The organism is Mesorhizobium sp. M4B.F.Ca.ET.089.01.1.1 (assembly GCF_004022605.1).
Lineage (GTDB): Bacteria > Pseudomonadota > Alphaproteobacteria > Rhizobiales > Rhizobiaceae > Mesorhizobium > Mesorhizobium abyssinicae.
The window spans coordinates 1-8,258 of sequence record NZ_RZOS01000252.1; the positions used below are offsets into that span (position 1 = coordinate 1).

An 8,258-nucleotide genomic window follows, 5' to 3' on the forward strand; every position below is an offset into this window, starting at 1 on the left:
AGATCCGCCCCTCCCCCGGTGTACCCAATCTCCCTACTCGAACGTCCAGAAAGGAGGGCTGCGTGTTTATCGATCACCATCGTCAGCGTGGCCCGATTTGCGCCCTGCGAGCTTGCTTGCAGGGCTGACCGGACGGTCCGGGTTTTCCCGTTTCGATTTTTGGTCTGCCCTTCGTGGTGCCGCTAAGCTGATCCGTTGATCAGCCAGCGGACCGTCAAAGTGCATCAGCCGGTTCCCGGCAAGACCAGAGAAAATCGTTATGGCCCTGATCAGCCTCAAATCCCTCGGCGTCACCATGAGTGCGCCGCTGTTTTCCAATCTCGACCTCACCATCGCCGCCGGCGACCGGCTCGGCATCGTCGCCGCTAACGGCCGCGGCAAATCCACCTTGCTCAAATGCCTGACCGGCGAGTTGGAAGCCACCAGCGGCGACATCACCCGGTCGCGCGGCCTGCGCGTCGGCCATGTCGAGCAATCAGTCCCCGACGCGCTTCTCGATCGGACCTTCCATCAAGTGGTGGCCGATGCCTTGCCGCCCGACCAGGCCGATAGTGAGCTGTGGCGGGTCGATGTAGTTCTCGACTCCCTCGACGTGCCGGAGCCGATGCGCGAAAGGGCGATGCGCGCTTTGAGCGGCGGCTGGCAGCGGCTGGCGCTGATCGCCCGCGTCTGGGTCACCGATCCGGACGTGCTCCTGCTCGACGAGCCGACCAACCATCTCGACCTGGCGAAAATCGGCCAGCTGGAAAACTGGCTGAACGCGCTGCCGCGCGAGGTGCCGGTCATCATCGCCAGCCACGATCGCGCTTTCCTCGACGCCACCACCAATCGCACGCTGTTCCTGCGCCCGGAGCAGTCGCCGGTGTTCTCGCTGCCCTATTCGCGGGCGCGCGAGGCGCTCGATGACGTCGATGCCTCGACGGCGCGCAAGTTCGAGCGCGACATGAAGATCGCCCAGCAACTCCGCCGCCAGGCGGCCAAGCTCCACAACATCGGCATCAATTCGGGCAGCGACCTGCTGACCGTCAAGACCAAGCAGCTCAACCAGCGGGCGGAGAAGCTGGAAGAGGCGGCCATGCCGGCGCATCGCGAGCGTTCGGCAGGCGCCATCAGGCTCGCCAACAGCGGCACCCACGCCAAGGTCTTGATCACGCTCGACGACGCGGCAGTGGAAACACCTGACGGCACGCTGCTGTTCCGGACCGGCAAGCGTCACATCTGCCAGGGCGACCGCATCGTGCTGCTCGGCCGCAACGGGGTCGGCAAGTCGCGCTTCGTCACCCTGCTCCGCAACGCCGTCGCCGAGCCGGAAAGCGTGCGGAATGTGAAGGTGACGCCGTCGACGGTGCTCGGCTACAGCGATCAGGCTCTGTCGGGCATGAGCGGCGACGACACGCCGCTGGCGATGGTGACGCGCAAATTCGACATTGGCGAACAACGCGCCCGTTCGCTGCTCGCCGGCGCCGGCGTCGGCATCGACATGCAGGCGCGCCGGATCGGGCTCTTGTCGGGCGGTCAGAAGGCCCGGCTGGTGATGCTGGCGCTCAGGCTCGCCAATCCGAATTTCTACCTGCTCGACGAGCCGACCAACCATCTCGACATCGACGGTCAGGAAGCGCTGGAGGCGGAACTGCTGGCGCATCAGGCGAGCTGCGTTCTCGCCTCGCACGACCGCGCCTTCATCCGCGCCGTCGGCAACCGCTTCTGGCTGATCGAGAAACGCCGCCTGACCGAGGTCGACGACCCCGAGGATTTCTTCTGCGCGGTGGCCGAGTGGGGTAACTGAAAAGTCTCCGGTCGAAAAAATCCCGGCGATCTGTCGGATAGCCGGGACGCGCCACGTCCTTGGGGTGCCGACACAATGATGCCGGCATCAACCAGGGAGAATTCATCATGTCGGTCCTGTCATCCATCGGTCGCATCGCAACCCGGTACGCGGCGACGCGCGCCCGCTACCGCAGCGAGCGTATCCTGCTTTCGCTCCCTGCCGAACTGCGCAAGGACATCGGCGTTCCGGAAATCTTCGACGTGCAGTACAGCCGTCGCGCCGGCGCTGCGACCTGCTCGGCCAGGGTGATTTGACAGGCGACCAGCCCGGCGCAGTTTCGGCGGTTCGAAAAGAATCCGAGACCCGTGTAGGATCGCGGCCGCCTCGTTCGTCCTGTGGTTCGCAAGGTCAGACCAAAACGCAAAGAGGAGCAGAAAATGACCGACCAGACCCCCGTTCAGCCGGCCGCCAAAGTGCTCGGTGGATTGACCCCCTATCTGCAGCTCGACGGCGCCTTCAAGGCCGCCGAATTCTACAAGAAGGCCTTCGGCGCCGAGCAGGTGTTCTTCTATCCGCCGGATGAGCAGGGCCGCACCATGCACATCCATCTCCACATCAACGGCTCGACGCTGATGATCTCCGACTTCTATCCCGAGCACGGCATGTCGCCGGTGAAGCCGCAGGGCTACACGATGCAGCTCCATCTCGGCAGCGACGACATCGAGGCCTGGTGGAAGCGCGCCGTCGACGCCGGCTGCGAGGTCGTCATGCCGCTGCAGGTGATGTTCTGGGGCGACCAGTGGGGCAACATGCGCGATCCGTTCGGTGTCGAATGGGCGATGAACGCGCCTGTCAAGAAGGCATAGGAGAAGCACGATGTCCTATGTCGATGGTTTCGTTCTCGCCGTCCCCAAGGCAAATCTCGACGCCTATAAGAAGATGGCCGGGCAAGCAGGCACCATTTGGATGGAGTACGGCGCGCTTTCCTATGTCGAATGCATCGGCGACGACGTGCCCTATGGCGAGCTCACCTCGTTCCCGCGCGCCGTGCAGGCCAAGGACGACGAAGTCGTCGTCTTTGCATGGGTTGTCTACGAGTCGCGAAAACGGCGCGACGAAGTGATGGCGAAGATAATGGTCGACGAGCGGCTGAAGGCCGATTGGCCGACAATGCCGTTCGACGGCAAGCGCATGATCTTCGGCGGTTTCCAGACGTTCATCGAGCTTTGAGGAGCTCGGCCCCAAGCTGGGTTGAGATTGAGGTCAGGCCGAGTCGAGAATGGCGGTTCCCGAGAACCGGAGCGGAGCGTACTTAACGTACGTGAGCACCGGAAGCGCAGGGAGCCGCCGTTCGCAGGCCGGCCTCACCTCAATATCAGCCAAGCTTGTCCAGCAGCGGCTTCAGCCTGTCCCCATAACGCTTCCAAAGGTCGACCGAGCCCTGGTACATCGGCTGGCGCACCTGGGCGGCCGAGGCCGTGCGCACGGGACGGTCGGTCTCGTGGAAGGACAGCACCTTGTCGTCCCAGGGCAGGCCGAGATGCGCCATCAGCGCCCGCGTCTGCCCTTCCTGGTCGGCAACGAAATCCTCGTAGCGCACATCGTGAACGACGCCGGGCAGCACGTTGCGCCAATGCGCCATGATGTCGGCATAGAGATTGTGGAAGTCGGCGAGCTCACCGAGATCGTAGCCGTAACGGTGGCTGTCGCCGCGGAAATGCACCTTGTAGATCGACAGGCAGGTGGCCGCCGCATCGCGCGCGCAATGGATGATCTTCGCCTGCGGCAGCATCAGATGGATGAAGCCGACCAGCAGGAAGTTGCCGGGCATCTTGTCGGTGACATGGCGGAAGCCCGGATAGCGGGCATGCAGCATATCGAGATAGGCCTCGCCCGCTTCGCCGAAGGCCTTGTCGGGCATGTCGGCGATGCCTTGCGGAAAGCCGCCCTTCATGGTGAGCGGAAACTGCTTGCCGACCGCCGTCTTCAGGATGCTGAGCTCACCCGCGCCAAAGACCTGCGGATGGCTGGCGATGATCTGCTCGACCAGCGTGGTGCCGGAACGCGGCATGCCGACGACGAAGATCGGCGTGTCGTCGGCGATCGAACTTGGCTTGTGCTTTTCGTAGAACGCCCTATCGAACGTCGCCTTCATCGCCTCGAATTCATCGCGCGTCCTCGCCGGATCGTAGTCGATGCCGGTGCGGCGGATGGCATTGCCCTCGGCGAAATAGTCGAAGGCGCGGGGATAATCCTTGAGGTCGTCATTGGCCTTGCCGAGGCCGAAGGAAAGCTGCATGCGCGCCAGGCTTCCCTGCGGCGCCTTGGCGTGCTGCGCCTCCATGCCGACGAGTTCGGCGTCGCGCTCGGTCTGGCGCTTGACCTGCGTCAGCAGCAGCCATGCCCTTGCCATGGCGGGAGCGATCGCCAGCGCCTGCCGGGCGAGATCGGCCGCCTCGTCCAGCTTGCCCTTCTCCATCATGCCGACGCCCAGTCCGTACAGCAGGTCGGCGTCCTTCGGCCGGATCGCCAGCGCCTCGCGGAACACCGCGATCGCCTCGTCCAGCCGCCCCGCCTCCTGCAGCGTCTCGGCCAGCCCGATGCGGGCGCGCACATGGAATGGATTGCGGCCGATCGTGCCGCGATAGATGTCTTCTGCGCCCTCGAACTGGCCGAGCTGCTTCAGCGCCGAGCCGAGATTGTCGCGCACCGCCAGCTGGTCCGGCCGCAACGTCACCGCCTTGCGGAACCAATCGACCGCAGCCGCGACGCGGCCGAGGTCGCGCAGCACGGTGCCCAGATTGTTGAGGAAATCGGGATTGCCGGGCTGCAGGCGCACCGACTGCTCGATCAGCGCCAGCCCCTCTTCGCCGCGCCCGGTCTGGTGCAGCAGAAGCCCGAGGAAATGCGCGGCCGCGGCATGGTTCGCCTTTTGCGCCAGCACCTGGCGGTAGAGAATCTCCGCCTCTTGCCGGCGGCCGGCCTGATGCAGTTGCAGCGCCTGCTGCACGCGCTGATCGAGCCCCAGCGTCTGCCCGCCAGGGCTGGAACCCGCGCCTCGTCTTGGATCTCTGGTGATGGGAAACCTGCCGTGTTTGTCCGCTTGCCGGACCTAAGCCATGCGGCCGGCAGTTTCAAGACGCAACGGCTTCGCCGGTCGCGGATGGAGATGCCCATCTCCTCGGCAAAAAGGAGATGGGATCTGCCGCCGCAAGGCCCCGCCGCTCGCGACGACAAGGCCTTGCTTGCTCAGCATGGACCGTCACCGATGATGCGATAGTCCGCGGCGCGGGCCTCGCATCCATTCGGGAAGGTGCGCAGTTGGCCACCGCGGCGGGCGCAGACCGGAGCGTATTCGCGGGTGCAGAATGTCGGCTCGTCGCCACCGCCGCCCCCACCGCCGTCGCGGCATGGGCCATCGCGCACGATGCGATACCCGGCCCGGTCGGCAAGGCAGGCATTGGCGAAGGTCTGGCGGTCGCCGCCGCGGCGGGCGCAGACCGGCTCATACTCCCTGGTGCAGAATTGCGGCTCCGGCCTTGGCGGCCGCGGTCCAGGACCGTCGTCAACCACCACCGTGCAGGCTGCTAGAAGTGCCGACAGGAACAGGAGAGCAAAGCCCTGTCGCGAGAAAAGCGTCGCAATAAATCTCATGAATACCTCCCGGCGCATGGGTACGAACAGCATGCGCAAATCAGAGTGCAATGACCCCCGCTTCGGCGCAAAACGCGCCTGCCGATCCTCGCCATTCCTCCGACAAATGCAACCCCCGTTTGCGGACGAAATGGCGCCGCCGCTGGCGCCGTCCGGCCACCGGCGAGGGGCCGCTGGCCCATGCGTGGCCGGGCTCTGGCCGATGACCGGGGCATGGGGCCGGGTCTATCGAAGCGCTGCGTCGGGGGCGCCCATCGGGCCCACCCGCGGCGCTGTCTTGCAACCATCACGTTTCCGTGCGATAAATTCCGTGTTCGGGCATTTGCGACCCGGAGAGCGGAACGTTTTGGACGACCTTTCCCCGATACTGTGAATCTCTGACGGCCCCGTTTTTCGGCGGGGGGTTTGACCATGCGCCAATGCATGACTGCCGAAGCAACCACCGGGACATGCCCAAGGCGCCAGCGGCGGGCAAACCATATGACTGACACGGGTGAGAGGAGTTTCCCCCAATGGCCCAGACCGGCACCGTAAAGTTTTTCAACGCCACCAAAGGCTTCGGCTTCATCACGCCTGACGGCGGCGCCAAGGATGTGTTCGTCCATATCTCGGCGATCGAGGCTTCGGGCCTGCGCACCCTGGTCGACGGCCAGAAGGTCACCTTCGACGTCGAGCCCGACCGCATGGGCAAGGGTCCGAAGGCGGTCAATCTCCGCGCTGCCTGATCGATCGATCTGAGGCATCGCCCGCGCGGAGGAGCGATGGCGCGCTGCAAGGTCGTGAACCGGCTTCCGAGCCGGGCTGAATTCTCGAAGGCGCGACGGTCACCGTCGCGCCTTTTCCATGCCCGGTGGAGGGCTCGCCGAACGGTACCGGGCATTCGGCTAACGGCGTGCACCAAAACGACAATTTGGATCACGGCACGCGAAGCGCGGCGGACGCAAAGCGCTGCCAAAATGCCTGCCGGGCGGGGCAAAAACTTTCTCTTGCCGATAGCGCTAAAATAAAGGACAAATTTCCACTCGGGCATTTGCCGGCCCGAAACTGGACTTTATGGGATCATAAGGAGCTTCCCATGCCGCAGACCGGCACCGTCAAGTTCTTCAATCATGCCAAAGGCTTCGGCTTCATCACGCCGGACGATGGCGCGAAGGATGTCTTCGTCCATATTTCGGCCGTGCAGGCGTCGGGTCTTCCCGGTCTTGAGGATGGGCAGAAAGTGACATTCGACACCGAGCCGGACAAGCGCGGCAAGGGTCCGAAGGCCGTCAACCTGTCGATCGGCTGAGCCGGTTCAGGACAGACCTGGCGGAGACTGATGAGGCGGGTCCGCTCTCGCCGGGTCTATGGTTTTGCGCAAGCAATCGAAATGTCAGGCCGGATTTCGTTCAGCCTCCGTTCAGCCACGGTCTCTTATTAACCTTTGCTAAAGCCGGTCCGCATCCCCCCGAAAGTACACGGGCCGGCGCGAAGGAGACCGAAATGAACCGAATTCTCAAGACCGCCATTCTGTCCACCGGCATCGCCGCGACCATATTGGCCACCTTGCCGGCGGCCAATGCCGATGACTGGCGCTGGCGCCGTCACCATCACAACCACAACGACGCCCTCGCCGCCGGCGTTGTCGGCCTTGCTGCCGGCGCCCTGATCGCCGGCGCGTTGAGCAACCCGCAGCCTCGCTACAACAGCTATTACGAGCCGGGCTACGACGACTATGACTACCGCTATGTGCGGCCGGCTCCGGTTCGCCGCTATTATGCGCAGCCGCGCGTCGTCTATGCCGACCGCTATGCGGAACCGTGGACCCGTGCCTGGTACGAATACTGCTCGGACCGCTATCGCACCTTCAATTCCCGCACCGGTACCTTCACCGGCAATGATGGCGAGCAGCACTTCTGCGTCGCCAACTGAGGCTTCCCTGCCCCAAACAAGAAAGCGCTGACCGCAAGGCCAGCGCTTTTTTGTTTGGGGTCCTTTAGGCGCTCACCCAGGGGGTGTTGAGATTCAGGTCAGGAACGGATTGGTGCGGCGCTCCTCGCCGAAGCGGCCGCCGGGCCGTGGCCGCAGATGAAGCCGATGTCGTCGCCGAGCGGCAGAAGCTTGTCCTTGATCGAAGCAATCAGCGCGGCGTGGTCGCCGCCGGGCAGGTCGGTTCGCCCGACCGAGCCGCGAAACAGCACGTCGCCGACATGGGCGAACTTGGCCGCGCGGTTGAAGTAGACGACGTGGCCCGGCGCGTGGCCGGGGCAATGCAGGACCTCGAAGACATGCTCCCCAAACGAGACCGCCTCGCCCTCGGCGAGGAAGCGGTCCGGCACGCAGTTGCGCACCGCGTCGGTGATGCCGAAGCGCTTGGCCTGGTTTTCGAGGTTGGCGAGCAGCGGCCTGTCGGCCTCGTGCGGGCCAATGATATCGACGCCGAGCGCCTCCTTCAGTTCCATCGCGCCTCCGGCATGGTCGATATGGCCATGGGTGATCCAGATAGCGCCAGCCCTGATGTCATTGTCCTTCAGCACCGCCAGCACCTTGTCGACATCGCCGCCGGGGTCGACGACGACTCCCTGTCTGTCGTCCATGTCGAAGAGGATCGTGCAGTTCTGCTGGAAGGGCGTGACCGGCACGATGCCGGCGTTGAGCTGACCCATGATTGTCCTTTCGCTGTGTCTTCTCCGATGTAGAGGCACATGCGAACGGCGTCCACCGGCAGTGACGATCTCGATGAGCCGAAAACAAATGGGCGGCCGAAGCCGCCCATGCGAAAAGCCCGAACCCGGCAGGCCTATTTCTTCATCGCATTCAGGACCGCGCCGATGATGCCGGTCAGGATGGCGCCGCC

Annotated in this window: 9 protein-coding genes and 1 pseudogene; 7 read left to right on the forward strand and 3 right to left on the reverse strand. The window is 64.3% G+C overall.

The annotated features are described in order from the left end of the window. The first annotated feature begins 259 nt into the window (after positions 1–259). The 4 genes from EN780_RS21505 (at position 260) to EN780_RS21520 (ending at position 2,998) form a co-directional block, all read left to right on the forward strand. Positions 260–1,786, forward strand: a complete 1,527-nt coding sequence (locus tag EN780_RS21505) for an ABC-F family ATP-binding cassette domain-containing protein (protein ID WP_128275258.1) — start codon at positions 260–262, stop codon at positions 1,784–1,786. Between the two features lie 107 nt (positions 1,787–1,893). Beyond that, entirely contained in the window at positions 1,894–2,082 is a 189-nt protein-coding gene (locus tag EN780_RS21510) for a hypothetical protein (RefSeq protein WP_128275259.1), read from the forward strand. 123 nt (positions 2,083–2,205) lie between these two features. Next, complete coding sequence (locus EN780_RS21515; RefSeq protein WP_127286563.1) at positions 2,206–2,634, forward strand: glyoxalase/bleomycin resistance/extradiol dioxygenase family protein; 429 nt, start codon at positions 2,206–2,208, stop codon at positions 2,632–2,634. A gap of 10 nt (positions 2,635–2,644) precedes the next feature. Continuing rightward, a complete protein-coding gene (locus EN780_RS21520; protein WP_127286564.1) occupies positions 2,645–2,998 on the forward strand; it encodes a DUF1428 family protein in 354 nt (117 codons plus the stop codon). A gap of 145 nt (positions 2,999–3,143) precedes the next feature. Here the strand turns inward: EN780_RS21520 and EN780_RS21525 are convergent, their stop codons facing one another. Continuing rightward, entirely contained in the window at positions 3,144–4,778 is a 1,635-nt protein-coding gene (locus EN780_RS21525; protein ID WP_128275260.1) for a sulfotransferase, read from the reverse strand. A gap of 239 nt (positions 4,779–5,017) precedes the next feature. Then, positions 5,018–5,422: a Kazal-type serine protease inhibitor gene (locus EN780_RS21530; protein ID WP_128275261.1), complete on the reverse strand. Its 405-nt coding sequence runs from the start codon at positions 5,420–5,422 to the stop codon at positions 5,018–5,020. Positions 5,423–5,934: 512 nt separating this feature from the next. Between EN780_RS21530 and EN780_RS21535 the strand changes: the two genes are divergently transcribed. From EN780_RS21535 to EN780_RS21545, 3 genes are all read left to right on the forward strand, one after another. Continuing rightward, a complete protein-coding gene (locus tag EN780_RS21535; protein ID WP_006202520.1) occupies positions 5,935–6,147 on the forward strand; it encodes a cold-shock protein in 213 nt (70 codons plus the stop codon). Between the two features lie 350 nt (positions 6,148–6,497). Then, a complete protein-coding gene (locus tag EN780_RS21540; RefSeq protein ID WP_006202521.1) occupies positions 6,498–6,710 on the forward strand; it encodes a cold-shock protein in 213 nt (70 codons plus the stop codon). A gap of 194 nt (positions 6,711–6,904) precedes the next feature. Then, on the forward strand, positions 6,905–7,333 hold the full coding sequence (locus EN780_RS21545; protein ID WP_127286567.1) for a BA14K family protein: 429 nt from the start codon (positions 6,905–6,907) through the stop codon (positions 7,331–7,333). Positions 7,334–7,426: 93 nt separating this feature from the next. On the opposite strand, the pseudogene EN780_RS21550 reads toward EN780_RS21545, so the two are convergent. Further along, a pseudogene (locus EN780_RS21550) lies at positions 7,427–8,067 on the reverse strand (MBL fold metallo-hydrolase). Between the last annotated feature and the right edge of the window lie 191 nt (positions 8,068–8,258).